The sequence below is a fragment of the Streptomyces sp. NPDC088915 genome (assembly GCF_044749825.1).
In the GTDB taxonomy this organism is placed as follows: domain Bacteria; phylum Actinomycetota; class Actinomycetes; order Streptomycetales; family Streptomycetaceae; genus Streptomyces.
Genome location: NZ_JBIVIR010000009.1, coordinates 63,357 through 82,890, shown reverse-complemented (window position 1 = coordinate 82,890; position 19,534 = coordinate 63,357). Strand labels below are relative to the sequence as shown.

General features: G+C 73.6%; 22 protein-coding genes and 1 pseudogene. 14 read left to right on the top strand and 9 right to left on the bottom strand.

The genetic code is table 11. From position 1 onward, the window contains the following. Nucleotides 1–26: 26 nt before the first annotated feature. Nucleotides 27–608, top strand: a complete 582-nt coding sequence (locus ACIP5O_RS17975; RefSeq protein WP_401294320.1) for a dienelactone hydrolase family protein — start codon at nt 27–29, stop codon at nt 606–608. 27 nt (nt 609–635) lie between these two features. Here ACIP5O_RS17975 and ACIP5O_RS17970 read toward each other — a convergent pair whose 3' ends face one another. The 3 genes and pseudogenes from ACIP5O_RS17970 to ACIP5O_RS17960 form a co-directional block, all read right to left on the bottom strand. Further along, nucleotides 636–1,058, bottom strand: a complete 423-nt coding sequence (locus ACIP5O_RS17970; protein ID WP_401294706.1) for a protein phosphatase — start codon at nt 1,056–1,058, stop codon at nt 636–638. Nucleotides 1,059–1,361: 303 nt separating this feature from the next. Next, a pseudogene (locus ACIP5O_RS17965) lies at nt 1,362–1,532 on the bottom strand (transporter); the annotation flags it as partial. Next, a complete protein-coding gene (locus ACIP5O_RS17960) occupies nt 1,532–1,729 on the bottom strand; it encodes a hypothetical protein (RefSeq protein ID WP_401294318.1) in 198 nt (65 codons plus the stop codon). The pseudogene ACIP5O_RS17965 and the gene ACIP5O_RS17960, both read right to left, overlap by 1 nt. A gap of 130 nt (nt 1,730–1,859) precedes the next feature. Here ACIP5O_RS17960 and ACIP5O_RS17955 point away from each other — a divergent pair, with 130 nt between their 5' ends. Continuing rightward, complete coding sequence (locus ACIP5O_RS17955; RefSeq protein ID WP_401294316.1) at nt 1,860–3,239, top strand: NAD(P)/FAD-dependent oxidoreductase; 1,380 nt, start codon at nt 1,860–1,862, stop codon at nt 3,237–3,239. A 75-nt stretch (nt 3,240–3,314) separates the two neighbouring features. On the opposite strand, the gene ACIP5O_RS17950 is transcribed toward ACIP5O_RS17955, so the two are convergent. Then, nucleotides 3,315–4,118, bottom strand: a complete 804-nt coding sequence (locus ACIP5O_RS17950; protein WP_401294314.1) for a hypothetical protein — start codon at nt 4,116–4,118, stop codon at nt 3,315–3,317. A 185-nt stretch (nt 4,119–4,303) separates the two neighbouring features. Between ACIP5O_RS17950 and ACIP5O_RS17945 the strand changes: the two genes are divergently transcribed. Next, nucleotides 4,304–4,744, top strand: coding sequence for a GNAT family N-acetyltransferase (locus ACIP5O_RS17945; RefSeq protein WP_401294312.1), 441 nt, complete (start codon nt 4,304–4,306; stop codon nt 4,742–4,744). A gap of 80 nt (nt 4,745–4,824) precedes the next feature. On the opposite strand, the gene ACIP5O_RS17940 is transcribed toward ACIP5O_RS17945, so the two are convergent. Further along, on the bottom strand, nt 4,825–5,937 hold the full coding sequence (locus ACIP5O_RS17940; RefSeq protein ID WP_401294310.1) for an asparaginase: 1,113 nt from the start codon (nt 5,935–5,937) through the stop codon (nt 4,825–4,827). Nucleotides 5,938–6,102: 165 nt separating this feature from the next. Between ACIP5O_RS17940 and ACIP5O_RS17935 the strand changes: the two genes are divergently transcribed. From ACIP5O_RS17935 to thpD, 6 genes are all read left to right on the top strand, one after another. Further along, nucleotides 6,103–6,567: an Lrp/AsnC family transcriptional regulator gene (locus ACIP5O_RS17935; RefSeq protein ID WP_356547747.1), complete on the top strand. Its 465-nt coding sequence runs from the start codon at nt 6,103–6,105 to the stop codon at nt 6,565–6,567. 233 nt (nt 6,568–6,800) lie between these two features. After that, a complete protein-coding gene (locus ACIP5O_RS17930) occupies nt 6,801–7,604 on the top strand; it encodes an endonuclease I family protein (RefSeq protein ID WP_401294308.1) in 804 nt (267 codons plus the stop codon). A gap of 314 nt (nt 7,605–7,918) precedes the next feature. Next, a complete protein-coding gene (gene ectA, locus ACIP5O_RS17925) occupies nt 7,919–8,461 on the top strand; it encodes a diaminobutyrate acetyltransferase (protein ID WP_401294306.1) in 543 nt (180 codons plus the stop codon). A 62-nt stretch (nt 8,462–8,523) separates the two neighbouring features. Next, complete coding sequence (gene ectB, locus ACIP5O_RS17920) at nt 8,524–9,789, top strand: diaminobutyrate--2-oxoglutarate transaminase (RefSeq protein ID WP_401294704.1); 1,266 nt, start codon at nt 8,524–8,526, stop codon at nt 9,787–9,789. 64 nt (nt 9,790–9,853) lie between these two features. Further along, a complete protein-coding gene (locus ACIP5O_RS17915) occupies nt 9,854–10,297 on the top strand; it encodes an ectoine synthase (protein WP_401294304.1) in 444 nt (147 codons plus the stop codon). 76 nt (nt 10,298–10,373) lie between these two features. Next, a complete protein-coding gene (gene thpD, locus ACIP5O_RS17910) occupies nt 10,374–11,258 on the top strand; it encodes an ectoine hydroxylase (RefSeq protein WP_401294302.1) in 885 nt (294 codons plus the stop codon). 146 nt (nt 11,259–11,404) lie between these two features. Here thpD and ACIP5O_RS17905 read toward each other — a convergent pair whose 3' ends face one another. Beyond that, a complete protein-coding gene (locus ACIP5O_RS17905) occupies nt 11,405–12,253 on the bottom strand; it encodes an RNA polymerase sigma factor SigF (RefSeq protein ID WP_401294702.1) in 849 nt (282 codons plus the stop codon). Nucleotides 12,254–12,457: 204 nt separating this feature from the next. On the opposite strand from ACIP5O_RS17905, the gene ACIP5O_RS17900 reads away from it, so the two are divergent. After that, entirely contained in the window at nt 12,458–12,880 is a 423-nt protein-coding gene (locus tag ACIP5O_RS17900; protein WP_401294300.1) for an ATP-binding protein, read from the top strand. 172 nt (nt 12,881–13,052) lie between these two features. Here ACIP5O_RS17900 and ACIP5O_RS17895 read toward each other — a convergent pair whose 3' ends face one another. The 3 genes from ACIP5O_RS17895 to ACIP5O_RS17885 all read right to left on the bottom strand — a co-directional run bounded on the left by ACIP5O_RS17895 (nt 13,053) and on the right by ACIP5O_RS17885 (nt 15,928). Further along, nucleotides 13,053–13,280 carry a DUF6458 family protein gene (locus tag ACIP5O_RS17895; protein WP_356547734.1) on the bottom strand — a complete coding sequence of 76 codons (228 nt, stop codon included), beginning with the start codon at nt 13,278–13,280 and terminating at the stop codon, nt 13,053–13,055. A 94-nt stretch (nt 13,281–13,374) separates the two neighbouring features. After that, complete coding sequence (locus ACIP5O_RS17890) at nt 13,375–14,919, bottom strand: SulP family inorganic anion transporter (protein WP_401294298.1); 1,545 nt, start codon at nt 14,917–14,919, stop codon at nt 13,375–13,377. 388 nt (nt 14,920–15,307) lie between these two features. Then, entirely contained in the window at nt 15,308–15,928 is a 621-nt protein-coding gene (locus ACIP5O_RS17885) for an HPP family protein (protein ID WP_401294296.1), read from the bottom strand. Nucleotides 15,929–16,113: 185 nt separating this feature from the next. On the opposite strand from ACIP5O_RS17885, the gene ACIP5O_RS17880 reads away from it, so the two are divergent. The 4 genes from ACIP5O_RS17880 (at nt 16,114) to ACIP5O_RS17865 (ending at nt 19,457) form a co-directional block, all read left to right on the top strand. Continuing rightward, the gene (locus ACIP5O_RS17880) at nt 16,114–16,947 is read left to right on the top strand and encodes an N-formylglutamate amidohydrolase (RefSeq protein ID WP_401294294.1); all 834 of its coding nucleotides are present in this window, start codon (nt 16,114–16,116) and stop codon (nt 16,945–16,947) included. A 57-nt stretch (nt 16,948–17,004) separates the two neighbouring features. Then, the gene (locus tag ACIP5O_RS17875) at nt 17,005–17,268 is read left to right on the top strand and encodes a DUF6296 family protein (RefSeq protein WP_401294292.1); all 264 of its coding nucleotides are present in this window, start codon (nt 17,005–17,007) and stop codon (nt 17,266–17,268) included. Nucleotides 17,269–17,346: 78 nt separating this feature from the next. Next, nucleotides 17,347–18,624, top strand: a complete 1,278-nt coding sequence (locus ACIP5O_RS17870; protein ID WP_401294290.1) for a VWA domain-containing protein — start codon at nt 17,347–17,349, stop codon at nt 18,622–18,624. Beyond that, entirely contained in the window at nt 18,624–19,457 is an 834-nt protein-coding gene (locus ACIP5O_RS17865; RefSeq protein ID WP_401294288.1) for a hypothetical protein, read from the top strand. The genes ACIP5O_RS17870 and ACIP5O_RS17865 overlap by 1 nt, the downstream gene beginning before the upstream one ends. Nucleotides 19,458–19,534 lie beyond the last annotated feature (77 nt).

Genomic DNA, 19,534 nt, shown 5'->3' with positions numbered 1-19,534 from the left:
GGGCCCGGTGACCGGGAGATGACGACATGGCCGAGGTTCTGCTCTTCCACCATGCGCTCGGGCTGACGGAGGGCGTGCGGGCGTTCGCCGACGGACTGCGGCGCGCCGGGCACACGGTGCACGTGCCCGACCTGTACGAGGGGCGCGTGTTCGACGATCTCGGGGCCGGGGCCGGACACGCGCAGGAGATCGGCTTCGACACGCTCGTGGAGCGCGGCGGCCGGGTGGCCGAGGGGCTGCCGGAGGACCTCGTGTACGCCGGGCTCTCACTCGGCGTGCTGCCCGCGCAGAAGCTGGCGCAGACCCGCCCCGGGGCGCGCGGCGCCCTGCTGATCAGCGCCTGCGTGCCGGCGGACGTGTTCGGCACGGTCTGGCCGGAGGGCGTGCCCGTGCAGGTGCACGGGATGGAGAACGACCCGTACTTCGCCGGTGAGGGGGACCTGGCGGCGGCGTGCGAGCTGGTGGCGGGCGCGGCGGACCGGGAGCTCTTCCTGTATCCGGGCAGCGCGCACCTGTTCGCGGAGCGCGGCACGCCGTCCTACGCGCCGGACGCGGCGGCGCTGTGCGCCGAGCGGGCGCTGTCCTTCCTGGAGGGCGTCACGGCGTGAACCGGACCGGCCCCCTCCTCACACTCCTCACCCCGTGAACCGGCGCACGTAGCGGCGCTGCCAGGGGGTCTCCACGGCGTGCCGGTCGTAGTGGCGGCGCACGTACGCGACCGTCTCCCCGGCCGGGACCCCGTCGAGGACGGCGAGGCCGGCCAGGACCGTGCCGGTGCGGCCCCGGCCGCCGCCGCAGGCGACCTCGACGCGCTCCCCGGCGGCACGTTCCCAGGCCTCGGCGAGGACGGTACGGGCCGTGTCCCGGTCGGCGGGGAGCCGGAAGTCCGGCCGGCGCAGCCCGACGGACTCCCAGGGCACCTCGGGAGGAGTCCGGCCGAGGAGGTGGACGGCGTACGTCGGGGCGGGGCCCTCGGGCAGCGGGCGGCGCAGGCCCCGGCCGCGCACCAGGCGCCCGGAGGGCAGCGGCAGGACGCCCGGGGGGTCGCCCAGGCCCAGTTCGGCGACGGTGCGCCCGGCGAGGTCGGGGGTGGTGAGCAGGACGCGCCTGTAGTCGACGGCGTCGCGCCGGTCGTGGAGGTGGGCGGGGGCCGGGGTGCTGAGGGCCTCGACGCCGGCGGCGCCGGGGACGTCGGCCCGGCGGACCGGCCGGGTGACGTCGGCGGTACGGGTGATCAGCTCCGCGGGGAGGCCGCTGCCGGGGGTGCGGCGGGAGGGCCGGTTCCGCACGGCGGCGACACCGGTCACGAAAAGGATGGTGAGAACGACCGCGAGGGGGTAGCCGATGGCGTAACCGGTGGCGGGCTGGGCCGGATCGGGAGAGGAGGTCTGGGCGGCGGCGAGACCCGGGGTGGTGGTGCCGATGCCCGCGTAGCCGCCCGCGAGACAGGGACCGTCGATGCCGAAGACGGTGCTGCCGAGGAAGCCGACGGCGAGGGCGGTGAGGACGAGGGCGACGACGGCTCCGGTCATCACGGCCAGTTGCGGCGGAGTTCGCGGAAGAAGGCGGGACCCGCCTCCAGGCCGACCGTGTACACGTACAGGGCGGGGCCGAGGACGGAGAGGCCCGCGGGAACCGCCGGACCGATGTCCGGGTCGAGCGCGCCGAGCAGCAGTCCGGCGAAGAGGACGCCGGCGGCGCCGAGCCGCACGGGACCGAAGCGGACCATGCCGAAGAGCGATCCTGCAGCAATGACGATAAAAAGGGTAAACCACGGATAGTCAGCGAAAAATTGTCACATGGTCATACTCAGCCACAACCAGTGGCTCCATGCACGCTCATACGGAAGGGCGGACAGCGTGACGCGACCGAGGATTCTCGTGGTGGGCGCCGGCTTCGCCGGAGTGGCCTGCGTACGGCGGCTCGAACGGCGGCTGGCGGAGCGGGAGGCGGTCATCACGCTCCTTTCGCCGTTCTCCTACCAGCTCTATCTGCCGCTGCTCCCCCAGGTGGCGGCGGGGGTGCTGACCCCGCAGTCGGTCGCCCTGTCGCTGCGGCGCAGCGAACGGCACCGGACCCGGATCGTCCCCGGCGGGGTGGTCGGCATCGACACGGCCGCGAAGGTCTGCGTGGTGCGGACGATCTCCGGGGAGTACGTGAACGAGCCGTACGACCACCTCGTGCTCGCGCCCGGCAGCGTGACCCGGACCTTCGACATCCCGGGGCTCACCGAGTACGCGCGCGGGATGAAGACGCTCGCGGAGGCCGTGTACGTCCGCGACCACGTCATCGCGCAACTGGACCTGGCGGACGCCAGCAACGACGAGGCGGAGCGGGCCGCGCGGCTGCAGTTCGTGGTCGTCGGCGGGGGCTACGCCGGTACGGAGACGGCGGCCTGCCTCCAACTGCTCACCCACAACGCGGTCAAGCGGTACCCGCGGCTCGATCCCGACCTCATCAAGTGGCACCTGGTGGACATCGCGCCGAGGCTCATGCCCGAGCTGGGCGAGAAGCTGGGGAAGGCCGCGACGGACATCCTGACCCGGCGCGGCATCGAGGTGTCGCTCGGCGTGTCGGTGGCCTCGGTGGACGAGAAGACGGTGACGCTCACGGACGGGCGCGTGCTGCCGAGCCGGACGCTGATCTGGACGGCCGGGGTGGCGGCCAGCCCGCTGATCGGCACGCTCGGCACGGAGACCCTGAAGGGCCGGGCCGTGGTCTCGCCCGAGATGGCGGTGCCGGGGCTCGACGGGGTGTGGGCGCTCGGGGACGCGGCGGCGGTGCCCGACCTCGCCAAGGGCGAGGAGGGGGCGATCTGCCCGCCGACGGCCCAGCACGCGATGCGGCAGGGCAAGGCGGTCGCCGACAACCTGGTCTCGACCCTGCGCGGCGAGCCGCTCCACCCGTACCGGCACAAGGACCTGGGGCTCGTGGTGGACCTCGGCGGGTTGGACGGGGTGTCGAAGCCGCTCGGCGTCGAGCTGCACGGGATGCCGGCGCAGGCCGTGGCCCGCGCCTATCACTGGGGCGCGCTGCGGACCAACGTGGCCAAGACCCGGGTGATGACGAACTGGGTGCTCAACGCCCTGGCCGGGGACGACTACGTGCGGACCGGGTTCCTGGCCTCGAAGGCGGGGACGCTGAAGGACTTCGAGTACACCGACGCGTACCTGTCGCCGGATCAGGTCCGCAGCCACACGGAGTCGTTCCGCGGGGCGATCGCGCCCGGCGGGAGCTGAGCGACGGGGAACGGCGCCGAGGGGCGCCCGGCGGAGAGCCGGGCGCCCCTCGGCGTGCGTGGCGGACGGGCGGTGTCAGCGGGCCAGTTCGGTGGCGGGGCCCATGACCACGACGGGTTCGCGGGCCGGGTCGAGGGCGCGGAGCAGCTCGCGCAGGTCCTCGCGCTCCAGGGTCACGCAGGCCTGGGTGGGGCCGCTGTGGTCGACGTGGATCCAGACGCCGCCGCCCTTCTCGGCGCCGAGGGGGCGCTCCTTGTCGAGCGGGCTGCGGCCGGGCACCCGGTTGTAGTCGATGGCGACGACGTGGTCGAAGGAGCCTTCCAGGGGTTCGCCCATGAAGCCGGTGCCGCTGATCGCGAACTGCTCGTCCTGGTCGTACGGCAGGAGGGCGCCGGGGTCGGGCAGCCGGCCGCCCGCGTCGCCGAGCCGGAAGACCCCGATGGGGGTGCGCAGGTCGCCCGCGGTGTGGTCGGCGGTCCAGCCCCGGAGCGCGTTGTGGGTGGGCCAGGGGCCGGCCTGGGCCTTCCAGCCGGTGGCCGGGTCGCGGGCGTAGAGCGTGGCGGTGGAGCTGCTGGAGTCGGGGGACGTGCCGGTGACCACGAGGGCCTGGGAGGTGCCGTGCGGGACGGAGGCGCGGGTGACGGGGCCGATGCCGGGGAGCGGCGTCTCGGGGAGCGGGGCGGCGGCGGGGCTGCCGGCGCCCCTGCCCGGTGAGCCGGGGACGGGGTGGGCGCCGCCGGCGGGCGCGGACGGGGTGGTGGGGGTGGTCGTGGGGGCGGGGGCGGGCGGGGCGGCGGGACTCCCGCAGGCGGTGAGCAGCAGGGCGGCACACAGCGTGCCGGCGCTCAGCAGCGCGGGGGCGCCCTTGCGGACGGGCATGGGACGGCATTCCTCCTGACCGGGGGGGGTGGAGCGGCGATCTGACCGGAGGGACAGTGCAGCGATCCGTACCCGTTCGGCGGGCGGCGCTGCCGCCGGTCCCGTGCCCTCACCCGTACGGACGCACACTCCCGGGGCCCGCGAAAGCGGTTGACCGGCCGGGCGGGAGGCGGTTGGCTGCCCGGATGAACGATCTTCACGTCGAACGGGCCCGGAGCGGGGCGCAGATCGCGGACTGGCGCGCCGTCCACAACGCGGTGATTCCCACGGCCGTCCTCTCGCTCGACGAGGTGCGGGAGCGCGCGGGCCGCAACCGGCTGGACGTGGCCTACCTCGGGGACGTGGCGGTGGGCTGTTCGACGGTGCGTCCGCCGGACGGGGAGACGGCGGCGGCGACCGTCATCGCCCGGACGCTGCCGGGGTTCCGGGGGCGGGGCTTCGGGACGGCGCTGTACGAGCGGGGTCTCGCGCACGCGCGGACGCTGGGCGACGGGGGCGTGGAGACGGTGGTCCTGGCCTCCAACGAGGAGGGGCTGCGGTTCGCGCTGGCGCGGGGCTTCGTGGAGGTGGAGCGGTACGTCCTGCCGGGGGACACGGTCCCGTTCGTGACCCTGCGGCTGGCGTGACGCACGCGACGGATTGATTCCGGCTCGCGGACGGGCCGGGGGGCGCCGTCCGCGAGCCGGGGTCGGGGGTGCCTCGCCGGTCAGGCGCGGGCGACGACGGCCGAGGCCGAGCGGGAGCCGCCGGTGGCGAGGGCCGGCTCCGCGCGGACCGGGCCGTCGAGGAGCCGGCGCAGGAGCGCGGTGGCGCGGGCGGGGTCGCCCGCGCCGCCCTCCTCGGCGAGGAGCGTGGCGAGGACGGCGATCCGGGCCTGGGCGGCCCGGAGGGTGCCGGTGAGGAGGGCTCCGGCGGCGACGAGGTCGACCGCGCCGCCGCCGGTGTAGATCTCGGCGAGCGGCCCCGAGGGGACGCGGGTGGTGACGGCGACGAGGACGCCCCGGGCGACCGCGTCCGCGACGGCGGCGGCGATCTCCGGGGTGGCGTTGCCCGCGCCGGTGGCGACGAGGACGATGCCCCGGGCGCCGGCGTCGACGGCCGCGTTCAGGAGGAACGGGTCGCCGTCGGAGTGGTGGGTCACGATGTCGACGCGGGGCAGCGGGGCGGCGCCGACGGCGCCGGGCTGCGCCGTGCGCGCGGCGGCGGGGAGGGGCAGCGGGGCCGGGCGCTCGGGCTGCCGCTCGATGTCGACGCGGGAGAAGCCGACGCGGCCGAGGCGCTCGGCCGTCGGGTCGGAGAAGGCGTCGGCGGCGAGGGTGCGGTACTTCACGGTGCCGCGCGCCGCGTGGACGCGTCCGTCGAAGACGACGAGGACGCCGAGGTCGCGGACGGTGGAGGCGACCTGGAGCGCGTCGTAGAGGTTGCCGGGGCCGTCGCCGTCGCCGGTGCCGAAGGGGCGCTGGGCGCCGGTGAGGACGACCGGGCGGGCGTCGGTGTGGTGGAGGTCCAGGAGGAAGGCCGTCTCCTCCAGGGTGTCGGTGCCGTGGGTGATCACGATGCCGTCGACGCCGGGGTCGGCGAGCGTCTCGTGGACGGTGCGCAGGAGGGCGAGCTGGTGGGCCGCGGTCATGCGCGAGCTGTTGACGTTGAAGAGGTCGACGACCTCGACGGTGACGTCCTCGGGGAGGGGGGCGGTGGCCAGGACGTCGCGGCCGGAGGCGTCGGCCGCGTAGCCGGTGCCCTGCCAGCGGCTGGCGATCGTGCCGCCGGTGCTGATGACGACGATCCTGCGCGCTTCCCCGTCGTGCGTCCGCTTCATGGCTGCCGTCCTCGACTCCGTACCGAAAGGGGCTCCGCCCCCGTGGTGAAGGGCTGACGGAAGGCCCCTCCGGGACCTTCGAGTCCGCAAGGATAGGGCAAAAGGTGCGCAATACGATTGCCGAATGAGCTGAGGAAATGTTTCTTCGTGGCAGGATGTTGCGCCATGGATCGAATCGACCTCCACATCTTGCGCGAGCTCCAGGACGACGGCCGACTGAGCAACCAGGAGCTGGCCCAGCGGGTGGGACTCAGCCCCTCCCCCTGTCTGCGGCGGGTGCGCCAGCTGGAGCAGGACGGGGTGATCCGGGGATACCGGGCGGTCATCGATCCGGAGGCGGTGGGGCGGGGCTTCGAGGTGCTCGTCTCGGTGGAGGTGCGGCGGGACCGGGAGACGGTGGAGGCCTTCGAGGAGGCGCTCCAGGACGTGCCGGACGTGATCGAGGCGTACCGGCTCTTCGGCAGTCCGGGCTGTCTGCTGCGGATCGCGGTGGCGGACCTGGCGGCGTACGAGCGACTGTGGATCGAGCGGCTGACGACGCTGGCCGGGGTCACCGAGGTCAACTCCCAGATCATCATGAAGCGGATCAAGGAGCCGAAGGGGATGCCGGTGGACGTCCGGGGCACCTGACGGCACCCCGGACGGGCTCTGGGCGCCCTCCGGACGGGCTCCGGACGGGCTCCGGGGCCCTTCGGCGCCCGCGTATGCGAGAACGTCACGGAAACGCCTCCTCCCGGTTACACGGTGGGCCCCTCCCCCGTGCCACGCTCCCGGCTGACAAGAAGTCAACACGCGTAGAGCGCGGCGCCCTTGAGCCGGGCGCCGCGCTCCGCCGCGTGACCCATCGGGAAAGGGCACCCCCCATGTCCGTTGCACAGCCCCGCCGTCGGAAGGTCTGGGCGGCTTCCATAGCGGCCGTCCTCGTCACCCTCACCCTGCCCGCGGTCGCCGCGACCCCCGCGAGCGCCACGACCTCCCCGTACGACAGCACGTACTACAAGGACGCGGTCGGCAAGACGGGTCCGGCCCTCAAGTCCTCGCTGCACACCATCATCAGCAGCCAGAGCAAGATCTCGTACGACGCGGTCTGGAACGCGCTGAAGACCACCGACCAGGACCCGAACAACCCCAACAACGTGGTCCTGCTCTACAGCGGGGTCTCGCGGAGCAAGTCCCTCAACGGGGGCGACGTGGGCGACTGGAACCGCGAGCACACCTGGGCCCAGTCCCACGGCAACTTCGGCACCTCGGCCGGGCCCGGCACCGACCTGCACCACCTGCGCGCGGCGGACGTCCAGGTCAACGGCATCCGCGGCAACAAGGACTTCGACACCGGCGGCAGCCCGGTCGGCGGCGCGCCCGGCAGCTACACGGACAGCAACTCCTTCGAGCCGCGCGACGCGGACAAGGGCGACGTGGCGCGGATGCTCCTCTACATGGCCGTCCGCTACGAGGGCGGCGACTCCTGGGCGGACCTGGAGCCCAACGAGTCGACGTCCAACGGCAGCGTCCCGTACCACGGCCGGCTCTCGGTCCTGAAGCAGTGGAACGAGCTGGACCCGCCGAGCGCCTTCGAGAAGCGCCGCAACGACGTCATCTTCGGCACCTACCAGGGCAACCGGAACCCGTTCGTCGACCACCCGGAGTGGGTCGAGGCGATCTGGTAGGCCGAGCGGACCACTCCGTGCCGCGTCACGAGGACGGCGCGGCACGGGGTGACCCCTACACCTGACCGCTCCTGGCGTCTTCAAACATGAAACCCGGAATGTTCTCACGCTTCCTGAGGGGGCGGACCCCACATCCCGAAGCCGTTACCCATCCGTTATAAACGGGCATTTTGTCAGCTTTTGAATTGGTTCGCCGTAGCGGGAAGGTGGGATTCACCTCACGAGCGCGATAAGTGCACCTATCACGTACTCCTCGCCCGAACAACCCCTCAGCCCCAGGAAGTTCTAAGATCCGCTGGGTACCTTCGGCGCCCATGACCACTGCCCAGACCACTGCCCCTACGACGTGCCGGAACGGAGACGTCTCCGTCGGTCCGGCCCGGATCGAGGACGGCGCCGACCTCTGGCGGATCGCCCGCGGCTCGGGAGAGCTGGACCTCAACTCCCCGTACAGCTATCTGCTGTGGTGCCGCGACTTCGCCGACACGACCGCCGTCGCCCGTGACGCCTCCGGACGTCCGGTGGGCTTCGTCACCGGATACCTGCGGCCCGAAGCACCGGGCACGCTCTTCGTCTGGCAGGTCGCCGTGGAGGATTCGCACCGCGGAAGCGGGGTAGCCGGGGCCCTGCTCGACGCTCTGTCCGTCCGCGTGGCGGCCGAGCACGGACTCGATCGCGTGGAGGCGACCGTCACGCCGGGAAACCTGGCGTCCGACCGGATGTTCCGGTCCTACGCGCGCCGTCGCGGCGCCGAGGTGACGCGCGAGGTCCTCTTCCCGGCCGCCTCCTTCCCCACGGCGGGACACGAGGCCGAGGTGCTCTACCGCATCGGCCCCCTGGATTCCGCGGCCTCCTGAGCCGCCAGGCAGCCCCCTCCCGCCCGCATCCGCAACCCCTTTGGAGAAGAGACTCCGTGACCCTGACCGACCTCGCCCCCTCCTCCGTCTTCGAGACCGTCGAATCGGAGGTCCGCAGCTACTGCCGCGCCTGGCCCGTCGTCTTCGAGCGCGCCTCCGGCAGCAGGCTGTACGACGAGCAGGGGCGGCCGTACCTCGACTTCTTCGCCGGAGCCGGCTCGCTGAACTACGGGCACAACAACCCGGTCCTCAAGCGCGCCCTCCTCGACTACCTCGCCGACGACGGCATCACCCACGGCCTCGACATGTCGACGACCGCCAAACGCGACTTCCTGGAGACCTTCCGCTCGGCGGTCCTGGAGCCCCGCGCCCTGCCCTACAAGGTGATGTTCCCCGGCCCCACCGGCACCAACGCGGTGGAGGCGGCCCTGAAGCTCGCCCGCAAGGTCACCGGCCGGGAGACGGTCGTCTCCTTCACCAACGCCTTCCACGGGATGTCGCTCGGCTCGCTCGCCGTCACCGGCAACTCCGCCAAGCGCGCCGGCGCGGGCGTGACGCTGCCCAACGCCGCCCGGATGCCCTTCGACCACTACTTCGACGGGCAGGTGCCCGACTTCCTGTGGTTCGAGCGGCTCCTGGAGGACCCGGGCTCCGGCCTCGACCACCCGGCGGCCGTCATCGTCGAGACCGTCCAGGGCGAGGGCGGGATCAACGTGGCCCGCGCCGAGTGGCTGCGCGCCCTCGCGGACCTCTGCCGCCGCCACGACATGCTCCTGATCGTGGACGACGTCCAGATGGGCTGCGGGCGCACCGGCGACTTCTTCTCCTTCGAGGAGGCGGGCATCACGCCCGACATCGTCACCCTGTCCAAGTCCATCAGCGGCTACGGCCTGCCCATGGCCCTCTGCCTGTTCCGCCCGGAGCTCGACCTGTGGGAGCCCGGCGAGCACAACGGCACCTTCCGCGGCAACAACCCGGCCTTCGTCACCGCCACCGCCGCCCTCGACGCGTACTGGCGCGACGGCGCCCTGCGCGAGCGCACCCTGCGCCGGGCCGACCGGGTGGAGCGCGCCCTGCTCGACCTGTGCGGGGACGACGAGCGGTCGGGCGTCGCGGTGCGCGGACGCGGCCTCGTGTGGGGCCTGGAGTTCGCCGACGGGGAGCGCGCCGACGCCGTGTGCCGGCGCGCCTTCGAGATCGGCCTGCTCCTGGAGACGTCCGGACCGCACGGCGAGGTGGTCAAGCTGCTCCCGCCGCTGACCGCGACGGACGACGAACTCGACGAGGGCCTCGGCATCCTGGCCCGCTCCGTCCGCCACACCGCCTGAGACCGCCCGACACCCCGCCACCCCCACACCGCGAAATCCGCGAAATCCGCGAAAGGAGATCCCCGTGATCGTCCGTTCCTTCGACGAGCTGGAGAACACCGAGCGGCACGTGAAGGCCGCCTCGGGCACCTGGGAGAGCAAGCGCATCGTCCTGGCCCGCGAGCGGGTCGGCTTCTCCCTCCACGAGACGGTGCTGTACGCCGGGACCGAGACGTCCATGTGGTACGCGCACCACGTCGAGGCCGTCGTCTGCACGGAGGGCGAGGCCGAACTCACCGACCACGAGACGGGGCTCACCCACACGATCGTGCCCGGGACGATGTACCTGCTCGACGGGCACGAGCGCCACACCCTCAAGGTCAAGCGGGACTTCCGCTGCCTGTGCGTCTTCAACCCGCCCGTGACCGGGCGCGAGGACCACGACGAGAACGGCGTCTACCCCCTGCTCACCGAGCCCGAGTCCGAGCCGACCGACGCCGGCGCCGGCGCCGCGGACGACGCCGCCTGACCCGGCACCCCGCCCCGCTCCCCCGTACAAGACGCACCCGCCGTACGAGACGTACGAAAGGAAGGCACACCGCCCCATGGCCTCCGCACCCACCCGCCCCGTCGACCTCTACCCCACCCGCAGCCACCGGGAGGAGCTGATCGGCCGCAAGGACCCCGTCGTGTGGTCCGAACCCGGCACGCCCGGCCCCTTCTGGGCGCGCGAGCTGGAGGACTACGACCGCGACGGGTTCGTCACGGTGGACGAGCTGGTCACCCCGGACGAGGTCGACGAGCTCCGGGCGGAGCTGGACCGGCTCGTCGCCGACCCCGCCGTCCGGGCCGACGAGCGGGCGGTCGTCGAACCCCGCTCCCAGGAGATCCGCTCCGTCTTCGAGGTGCACCGGACCAGCGAGGTCTTCGGCCGGCTCGCCGAGGACCCGCGGGTCGTCGGCCGCGCCCGCCAGATCCTCGGCTCCGACGTCTACGTGCACCAGTCGCGGGTCAACGTGAAGCCGGGCTTCGGCGCCAGCGGCTTCTACTGGCACTCCGACTTCGAGACCTGGCACGCCGAGGACGGTCTGCCGCGGATGCGGACGGTCTCGGTGTCGATCGCGCTCACGCCGAACTTCACCACCAACGGCAGCCTGATGATCATGCCCGGTTCGCACCGCACCTTCCTGGGCTGTGCCGGGGAGACCCCCCGGGACAACTACAAGCGGTCGCTCCGGATGCAGGACGCGGGGACGCCCTCGAACGAGGCGCTCACCACCTTCGCCGAGGCGTGCGGCATCCGGCACTTCACGGGCGCCGCCGGTTCGGCCACCTGGTTCGACTGCAACGCCCTGCACGGGTCGGGCGACAACATCACCCCGTATCCCCGGAGCAACGTGTTCCTGGTCTTCAACAGCGTGGAGAACCTGCCGGAGGCGCCCTTCGCGGCCCCGGTCCGGCGCCCCTCCTTCATCGCCGCGCGCCCCTAGGGGGCGTCCCGTCGATCATGCCGGGCTCGCGGTGTCCGGCCCGATCGACGAGACACCCCCCAGCCGCCGGTCGCCCGCGAACGGAACAGGGCTCCCGCTCCGGAGGAATCGGAGCGGGAGCCCTGTCGTCGGTGTGCGCCGGGCGCTCAGGCGGTGGCGCGCGGCTTCCCGAACATGCCTTCGCGCAGGCGGTTGAGGCTGCGGGCCAGGAGCCGCGAGACGTGCATCTGGGAGACGCCGAGCCGCTCGCCGATCTGCGCCTGCGTCAGCTCCTCGACGAAGCGGAGGTGGAGCAGCAGCCGGTCGCGCTCCTCGAGGGCCACCACGAGCGGGGCGAGGGTGTGGAAGTCCTCGAAGAGTTCGAGGGCCGGGTCCTCCTCGCCGATGAAGTCGGCCAGGGCCGCCTCGTCCTCCTCGTCGCCGCCGCTGATCGCGGCGTCCAGCGAGGTCGAGTTGTAGCCGTTCGAGGCGATCTGGGCCTCGACCACCTCCTCCTCGGGAAGCCCCATCAGCATCGCCAGCTCCGCGACCCGGGGGGCCCGGCCGAGCCGCGAGCTCAGCTCGTCGGTCGCCTTCGCCAGCTCCACCCGCGCCTCCTGGAGCCGGCGGGGGACGTGCACCGCCCAGGTGGTGTCCCGGAAGAAGCGCTTGATCTCGCCCACGATGTACGGCACCGCGAAGGTCGCGAACTCCACCTCGCGCGAGAGGTCGAAGCGGTCGATCGCCTTGATCAGGCCGATCATGCCGACCTGGACGATGTCCTCCATCTCGTCGGCCCGCGCGCGGAACCGCCCCGCCGCGTACCGCACGAGCGACATGTTGATCTCGATCAGGGTGTTCCGGACGTACTGGTACGCCTCGGTGCCCTCCTCCCGCTCCGCCAGCTCGCGGAGGAACACCTTCGTCAGGGTACGGGCGTCCTGCGGCGCCACCTCGTGGGGGGCCTCCAGAACGGGCAGGTCCTCACACGTACCGTTCGTCACGTACGTCGCCATCGCTTCGGCCGTCTCGGTCCGCACGCGACAACCTCCTCTTTCTCACGGTCCGTTCAGCAGTTCCGGATCTGGTACCCCCACTTTCCGAACGCACTCCCCGAAACGCGACTTCCGCTCCGGTCGGAGTGGCGTGCATCACTTCTGTGCGAACGGGCAGGCGAATTCCGTCACCTGTTGAGGAATCGGTAAGAAAGGGACCATGTGATGAACACTCGGAGCGACACCCGGTCCCGTACGCCGGCGGCCCGCCCCGGCGCCGGATCGTACGGGCCGTCGCCGGTCGGTACGCCCGCACAGGCACGGGAGTTGGTCTGCCACACGCTCGCGGCCCTCGGTCCGCTGCCGCCGGGCCAGGTCGACGACCTGCTGCTCGTCACGTCGGAGCTGGTCACGAACGCGCACCGGCACGGTGGCGGGGTCACCGACTTCGGCATCGCCGTCGGCCCCGACCGCGTGACCGTGTCCGTGGCGGACGCCAGCGGGGAGGCGCCGCGCCACGAGCTCCACGACGAGCTGCGCCCCGGCGGCTTCGGCTGGCCGATCGTGCTGCGGCTGTGCCGGGAGGTCACCGTGGACACCCGGCAGGACGGCAAGACCATCCACGCGGCGGTGACGGTGGACCGGTGAACGCCGTCCGCGCCGGGTGCGACGGAGGACGGGACGGGAACGGCACGAGAGGGGTGGCCACGCCCGAAGCGCGGCCACCCCTCTCGTGCCGTGTCCCGCGTCGTGCCTCCGGGACTCGTGTCGTGTCCCCGTGACGGTGACGGCAACGGTGGCGTTCCGTTCGCTCATTCGCTCAGAGCAGGTCCCTCCGGTCGTCCTCGGTGGTGACCGCGGGGGCGACCGGGGGGACGATCATCCGGCGACGGCGCAGCACGCTGACGTAGGCCGCCGTCCCGATGATGCCGACGGCCATGAGGATCAGGCCGACCAGATCGAGGTTGACGCCCTCCATCTGCCAGTCGGACGCGAACGTGAGAATGGCCCCCACCGCGATCAGAATGATGAAAGCTCCCAGACCCATGATTCCTCCCTAGTGGGTTGGACGGTCATCGGGTACCCCGGTCCGGCGCCCTCATCCCCGATCTCCCCCACGGACACGTGGAGGTGACCGCGGGTCAGGAACCCGTCCGCGCGGGCTCGCCGTCCGCCGGCCGGCCGGGGGCGTGCCCCGGCGGGCCGTGCAGCCGTACGGAGTCGGGGCCGGCGGAGTGGCGTTCGGCCCAGGTCTCCAGGGCGGCGCGGCAGGCGTGGTCGAGGTGCTGGAGTCCGGAGAGGTCCAGTTCGACCGGGCGGTCCCCGGGGAGGGCTTCGAGCGTGTCGAGTATCTTCGGCAGCCGCAGGAAGGTGACGTTCCCCGACAGGCTGACGCGCACCGGCCCGTGGCCGTCGTCGGTCCGCTCGACGCGGAGGTGGGAGGCGTCCCAGGCCGCCTTGGCGACGGAGAGCACGAGTCCGATCAGGACCCCTTCGAACATGTTGACCGTGACGATCGCCACGGCCGTCGCGACCAGGACGAGCGCCTCGCCCCGGTGGCCGCGCCACAGCGCGACCAGCCCCTTGAAGGGGATCAGCTTCCAGCCGGCGTGGACGAGGATGCCGGCGAGCGCGGCGAGCGGCACGTACTCCAGGGTGGCGGGCAGCAGGGCGGCGAAGAGCAGCAGCCACACACCGTGGAGCACACGGGACGCCCTGGTCCTGGCCCCCGCCTGGACGTTGGCCGAACTGCGCACGATCACCGCGGTCATGGGGAGGGCGCCGAGGACGCCGCAGACCGTGTTGCCGACGCCCTGGGCGAGCAGTTCCCTGTCGTACTCGGTGCGCGGTCCGTCGTGCAGCCGGTCCACGGCCGCCGCGCTGAACAGCGACTCCGCCGAGGCGATCAGCGCGAAGGCGAGGACGGTGCCGAGCAGGGCGGGGTCGGCCAGGCCGGCGAAGGCGTCCGCGCCGGGCACGCGCACGGCGTCCAGGACGCCGCTCACCCGCACGGTGGCGACGGGCAGGTCGAGGAGGGCGGTGGCGAGGGCCGCGAGGAGGACCGCGACGAGCGCGCCGGGCACGGCCCGCGCCCTCGGGGGCAGGTGCCGCCAGCCCACGATCACGAGGACCGTGCCGGCGGCGACGGCGAGCGGGACCAGGTGGGCGGTGGAGGTCAGGGCGCGCACCAGGGCGGCCGGGAGTCCGACGAGCCGGGCGAGGCCGGAGCCGGGGGCGTCGAGTCCGGCCGCGGCGTAGAGCTGGCCGGCCACGATGACGAGGCCGATGCCGGCGAGCATGCCCTCGACGACCGAGAGGGAGATGGCCCGGAACCAGCGGCCCCACCGCAGCAGGCCCATGAGGATCTGGAGCAGTCCGGCGAGGAGCACGATGACGCCGAGGGCGGCGAGGCCGAAGGCCCGGACCGCCTCCAGGACGAGGACGGTGAGGCCGGCTGCGGGCCCGGAGACCTGGAGGCTGCTGCCCCGCATGAGGCCGGTGACGACGCCGCCGACGATGCCGGTGATCAGGCCGAGTTCGGCGGGCACGCCGGAGGCGACGGCCACGCCGATGCAGAGCGGCAGGGCGACGAGGAAGACGACGAGGGAGGCTGCGAAGTCCTGCCGGAGGTGCGGGAACTGCCGGGGGCGCGGGAACTGCCGGGGGCGGGACGAGGAGGGCGGCATGCGGATCTCCCCTCACGGGATCCGAGGAGCGGGGACGGGCCGGTGGTCGCGCAGGAGGAACGGGACGGGCCAGGGCGGTCCGGGACGACCCGTGTCCGGGCACGGCACGTCCCTCCCCGGAGTCCCACCGGCATCACGCTTCACCAAGACATGGTCAAGCGAAGACCAACGAAGGGTAATGCGCACGGACGGGCCGGACCGCGAACAACCCGGGTCCCCGCAGGGGTTTCCGACCGGAACCGGACGGAAGTTGACGCGATCACCCCTGCGGAGGGCGCGCGGGGGCGCGGAACGGCGGGGCGCATCGGGTCACAGGCGCCCGCACACGCGCACGGCGGGAGGGCGTACGGTCGCCCGGCCGGGGCTCACACCGGCGTCGGGCCCGGGGTCACCACCAGTAGGCGGGGTACCTCGGCGCCGCGCGCCGGACGCGGGAGGCGGTGAACGCGGTCAGGACGAGCACGATCGTGGAGCCGAGGAGGAGGGGGACGAACCGGCCGGGGGCGGGCGCCTGGAGCACGATCACGACGGCGGTGGCGCAGGCCGGGGAGTGCGGGGTCCGGGCCAGGGTGGTGAGCGCGAGGGTGACGCCGGCGGCGAGCGCGGCGGCCCAGGCGCTGCCGCTCGCGGCGGCGCCCACCGCGTATCCGGCGGCGGCTCCGAGCAGATGGCCGACGACCACGCTCCGGGGCTGGGCGAGGGGCAGCGCGGGGGCGCAGTGCACCAGGGCGGCGCTGGCGGCCAGCGGGGGTATCAGGACGGGCTCGTGGAGGAGTGCGCCGAGGCCGACGAGCCCGAGGAGGGCGGCCGTGGCGGCGCTGACGCTGTGGACGGCGGCCGCGGGGGCGGGCCGGGCCGGGGCGCGCCCGGCCATCCTCGGCCGCCGGGGACCTTCCCGGCCGGAGCCGGCGTCGGCGGCGGGCGCGGGGCCGGTGGTGGACGCGGGAGATCCGTGAGCTGCGAGGGCGGCGGGGGCGGCGTCGGGGGACAGGGCGGTGTCGGTACTCATGCGATGCGGCGTTTCCGGGGCAGGCGGCCGTGGGCCGGGTGGAGCGGGGACGGGGTGGTCGTACGGGTCCCTGTGGTCGACAGTCGGCCCGGTCTCGCGCCCGGTCCTGGTGCGGCGGCGCAACCTCCCACCACTCTAACCAGCGGTTTCGTGACGCCGCGGCCGGGGTCGGAGAGGATCCCGGCATGAACGAGACTCCGCGCGCCACCACGGCCGAAACCCCCCGCGCCCCCTCCTTCGCGCTCCTTCCCGGCGCCCCGGACTCCCCCGTCCTCCTGCACGTGCCGCACTCCTCCCGCGCGGTGCCCGCCGACGTACGGGCCGGGATCCTGCTCGGCGACGACGAGCTGGCGCGGGAGCTGGACCACATCACCGACGCGCACACGGCGGAGATCGCCGCCTCGGCCGCGGCGGCGGCCGGCGCGGCCCCCTGGCGGTTCGTCAACCGGCTCTCCCGGCTCGTCGTCGACCCCGAGCGCTTCCCGGACGAGCGGGAGGAGATGGCGGCCGTCGGCATGGGGGCGGTGTACACGCGCACCACGCACCGGGCCGCGCTGCGGCCGGCCGGATTCGACCCGGCGCCGCTGCTCGACCGGTACTTCACGCCGTACGCGCGGGGCATGGCCGAGGCCGTGGCCGGCCGGCTGGCGGCGACGGGCCGGGCGGTGGTGATCGACGTCCACTCGTACCCGGGCGAACCGCTGCCGTACGAGCTGCACGGCGACGGCCCCCGGCCCCCGGTCTGCCTCGGCACGGACGCCTTCCACACGCCTCGCGCGCTCCTCGACGCGGCGCGGGAGGCGTTCGGCGGGTTCGGCGGGGTGGGGACGGACAGTCCCTTCGCCGGGACCTACGTCCCGCTGGCGTACTACGGCCGGGACCCGCGGGTCCACGCGCTGATGGTGGAGATGCGCCGGGACCTCTACGTGTCGGAACCGGGCGGTGCGGCGGGTCCCGGGGCGGCGGCCCTCGGGGCGGCTCTGGCGAACCTGGTGGACGCCGTGTCCCGCACGGCCTGAGCGGTGTTCCCGCCGCCCCGGACCGGAGCATTTCGATAACGGCGTAAAATAGGGCAAATGAGCATATCCAGATACGAGCTGGTGTTCACCGACGTCACAGGCGCCACCCAGGACGTCGTGGTCGTGGAACGCACCCTCTACAAGGGCTCCGGGGGCCACCCCATCTACACCGACCCGACCGGCATCATCCGCGCGGAGATCAGCGACCGGGGCGAGGTGCGCGTCATGCCCTCCGGAGGGCACCAGGACCCCGCCCACGCCGTGCGGGCCCGGGCCCTCCCCGAGGACGACGCGGAGGATCCCGGCGCTCCTCCCGCCTGAGACCGCGCGCCCCGCACCCCGGGCCCCGTCGCCACCTCCCGTTTTGGTTTGTCGGACGATCATCAATACGATCCGGCGATGATCACGAGAAAACGGCTGGCGACCGGGGCCTGCGCGCTGCTCGCCGCCCTGGGCGCCGTGCTCCTGCCGACGCAGGCGGCCGCCGACGCGCCGACGGCGAAGGAACCCCCCAAGGTCGAGCTGGTGCTCGACGTCAGCGGCTCCATGCGGGCCGAGGACATCGACGGCAAGTCCCGCATGGCCGCCGCGAAGCAGGCCTTCAACGAGGTCCTCGACGCGGTGCCCGAGGAGGTGCGCCTCGGCATCCGGACCCTGGGCGCCGACTATCCGGGGCAGGACCGCAAGCGGGGTTGCGAGGACACGCGCCGGCTCTATCCGGTGGGTCCGCTCGACCGGACCGAGGCCAAGACCGCGGTGGCCACCCTGGCCCCCACCGGCTGGACCCCGATCGGCCCGGCGCTGCTCGGCGCGGCGAAGGACCTGGAGGGCGGCGACGCCACCCGCAGGATCGTGCTCATCACGGACGGCGAGGACACCTGCGCCCCGCTCGACCCCTGCCAGGTGGCGCGGGAGATCGCGGCGAAGGGCATCCACCTCGTCATCGACACCCTGGGCCTGGTGCCGGACGCCAAGACCCGGCAGCAGCTCACCTGCATCGCGGAGGCGACCGGAGGCACGTACACCTCGGTCCACCGCACCGAGGAACTCTCCCGTCGCGTCCGGCAGTTGGTCGACCGCGCGGCCGACCCGGTCGTCACGCCCGTCGCCGCCCGGGGCGCCGCGCGGTGCGCCGACGCGCCGGAGCTGAAGCCCGGTCTGTACACGGACCGCGAGACCTTCGGCGAGCACCGCTGGTACCGGGTGGACCTGCTGCCCGGCCAGGAACTGCGCGCCTCCGTCAGCGTGTCGGCCGACCGCGCCGTCAACGACGACTACGGGGTGCTGCTGCGCGCCGTCACCCGCCACGGCCGGGAGATCACCCGCGGCTCCGAGGCCGGTGACGGGCGCACGGACGTGATATCGACCGGGCTGCGCTATCCGAAGCCGGAGCTGTCCGGCACCGACTCCGACGACGCCAAGCCGGCCGCCGAGACGGTCTGCCTCCAGGTGAGCAACTCCTTCTCCGCTCCCCCGTCGGTCAAGACCGCGCCAGGCATGCCGATCGAGCTGGCCGTGGACGTCGTCGACGGTCCCGCGAGCGCCTCGGACGTGGCCTCGTTCGGTCTCGGCCGGGGCTGGTGGCTGCTCGGCGCGCTGGTGCTCGCCGGCTTCCTGGCCGGTCTGATCTGGGGCTGGCTGTCCCGCTGGCGCGTCGCCGTCTGGAGGACCCACTGATGCGCACCGTACGCACGCTCGCCGCGGCCGCGCTCGCGGGCGCGGCCCTGCTCGGGCTCGCGGGCCCGGCCGCCGTCGCCGACTCCCCCTCCGGCACCGCGACCCCGGACACCCGCTCCACTGCGGGTCCGACGGAGGCGGGCACCACCTTCCGCACCGCCGCGAGGTTCCTCCCGGGACAGCAGGCCACCGCGCAGGCCGCCACGGGCGACTACCTGTACTGGGTGTTCCCCGCGGACACCGGGCAGCGGCCGACGGTGAACGCCGCGGTCACCCTGCCGGACGCGGCCCTGCGGCACGGTCCTTCCACCTGGCGGATCGACGTGTACGACGGGCTGCGGCGCCGTCAGCCGTGCATGTACGGGGCGCAGTCGCGCACGGCGGCGAAGGACGCGGCGAAGGTGGAACTCGCCTGCGTGCTGCGCCCGGTGCGCGCCTCGGCCGACGCCTGGGCGAACGACCCGCTGCCCGGCAGCTACTACGTGCGCCTGACCGTCACGGGCCTGCCGGACGAGGACCTCGGCCAGCCCTTCGACGCCCGGCTCGGAGCGGACGTCAAGGACAAGGGCGGCGCCTACGCCACGGACGGGGCGCTCGCCGCGCCGCTCGTGCCGGGCGCGACGACCGCCGACCGGGCGGAGGCGGACGCCGACGCGGGCCGCCCGTCCGCCGTCGGGGCGGCGGCCCCGGAGGACGGCTGGTCCTCCGGCTGGTGGTCCGACCGCTGGCTCTGGACCGCGGCGGGCGGCGTCCTCGCGGCGCTCGCGGGCATCGGCGGCTATGTCCTGACGCGCGGCGCGGGCCGCCCGTCCCGGGTCCCGCCGACCGCCTGACCCGTCCGGAACCCGTCGAGGGCCCCACCGCTCCGGAGCGGTGGGGCCCTCACCCGTTCCCGCCGACCGCGCCCCCT

Bases quoted from the DNA above. Each gene is read 5' to 3' on its own strand.
- ACIP5O_RS17975 (WP_401294320.1), top strand. From the start codon at position 27: ATGGCCGAGGTTCTGCTCTTCCACCATGCGCTCGGGCTGACGGAGGGC.
- ACIP5O_RS17960 (WP_401294318.1), bottom strand. From the start codon at position 1,729: ATGGTCCGCTTCGGTCCCGTGCGGCTCGGCGCCGCCGGCGTCCTCTTC.
- ACIP5O_RS17950 (WP_401294314.1), bottom strand. From the start codon at position 4,118: ATGCCCGTCCGCAAGGGCGCCCCCGCGCTGCTGAGCGCCGGCACGCTG.
- ACIP5O_RS17945 (WP_401294312.1), top strand. From the start codon at position 4,304: ATGAACGATCTTCACGTCGAACGGGCCCGGAGCGGGGCGCAGATCGCG.
- ACIP5O_RS17940 (WP_401294310.1), bottom strand. From the start codon at position 5,937: ATGAAGCGGACGCACGACGGGGAAGCGCGCAGGATCGTCGTCATCAGC.
- ACIP5O_RS17935 (WP_356547747.1), top strand. From the start codon at position 6,103: ATGGATCGAATCGACCTCCACATCTTGCGCGAGCTCCAGGACGACGGC.
- ACIP5O_RS17930 (WP_401294308.1), top strand. From the start codon at position 6,801: ATGTCCGTTGCACAGCCCCGCCGTCGGAAGGTCTGGGCGGCTTCCATA.
- ectA (WP_401294306.1), top strand. From the start codon at position 7,919: ATGACCACTGCCCAGACCACTGCCCCTACGACGTGCCGGAACGGAGAC.
- thpD (WP_401294302.1), top strand. From the start codon at position 10,374: ATGGCCTCCGCACCCACCCGCCCCGTCGACCTCTACCCCACCCGCAGC.
- ACIP5O_RS17905 (WP_401294702.1), bottom strand. From the start codon at position 12,253: ATGGCGACGTACGTGACGAACGGTACGTGTGAGGACCTGCCCGTTCTG.
- ACIP5O_RS17900 (WP_401294300.1), top strand. From the start codon at position 12,458: ATGAACACTCGGAGCGACACCCGGTCCCGTACGCCGGCGGCCCGCCCC.
- ACIP5O_RS17895 (WP_356547734.1), bottom strand. From the start codon at position 13,280: ATGGGTCTGGGAGCTTTCATCATTCTGATCGCGGTGGGGGCCATTCTC.
- ACIP5O_RS17890 (WP_401294298.1), bottom strand. From the start codon at position 14,919: ATGCCGCCCTCCTCGTCCCGCCCCCGGCAGTTCCCGCGCCCCCGGCAG.
- ACIP5O_RS17885 (WP_401294296.1), bottom strand. From the start codon at position 15,928: ATGAGTACCGACACCGCCCTGTCCCCCGACGCCGCCCCCGCCGCCCTC.
- ACIP5O_RS17880 (WP_401294294.1), top strand. From the start codon at position 16,114: ATGAACGAGACTCCGCGCGCCACCACGGCCGAAACCCCCCGCGCCCCC.
- ACIP5O_RS17875 (WP_401294292.1), top strand. From the start codon at position 17,005: ATGAGCATATCCAGATACGAGCTGGTGTTCACCGACGTCACAGGCGCC.
- ACIP5O_RS17870 (WP_401294290.1), top strand. From the start codon at position 17,347: ATGATCACGAGAAAACGGCTGGCGACCGGGGCCTGCGCGCTGCTCGCC.
- ACIP5O_RS17865 (WP_401294288.1), top strand. From the start codon at position 18,624: ATGCGCACCGTACGCACGCTCGCCGCGGCCGCGCTCGCGGGCGCGGCC.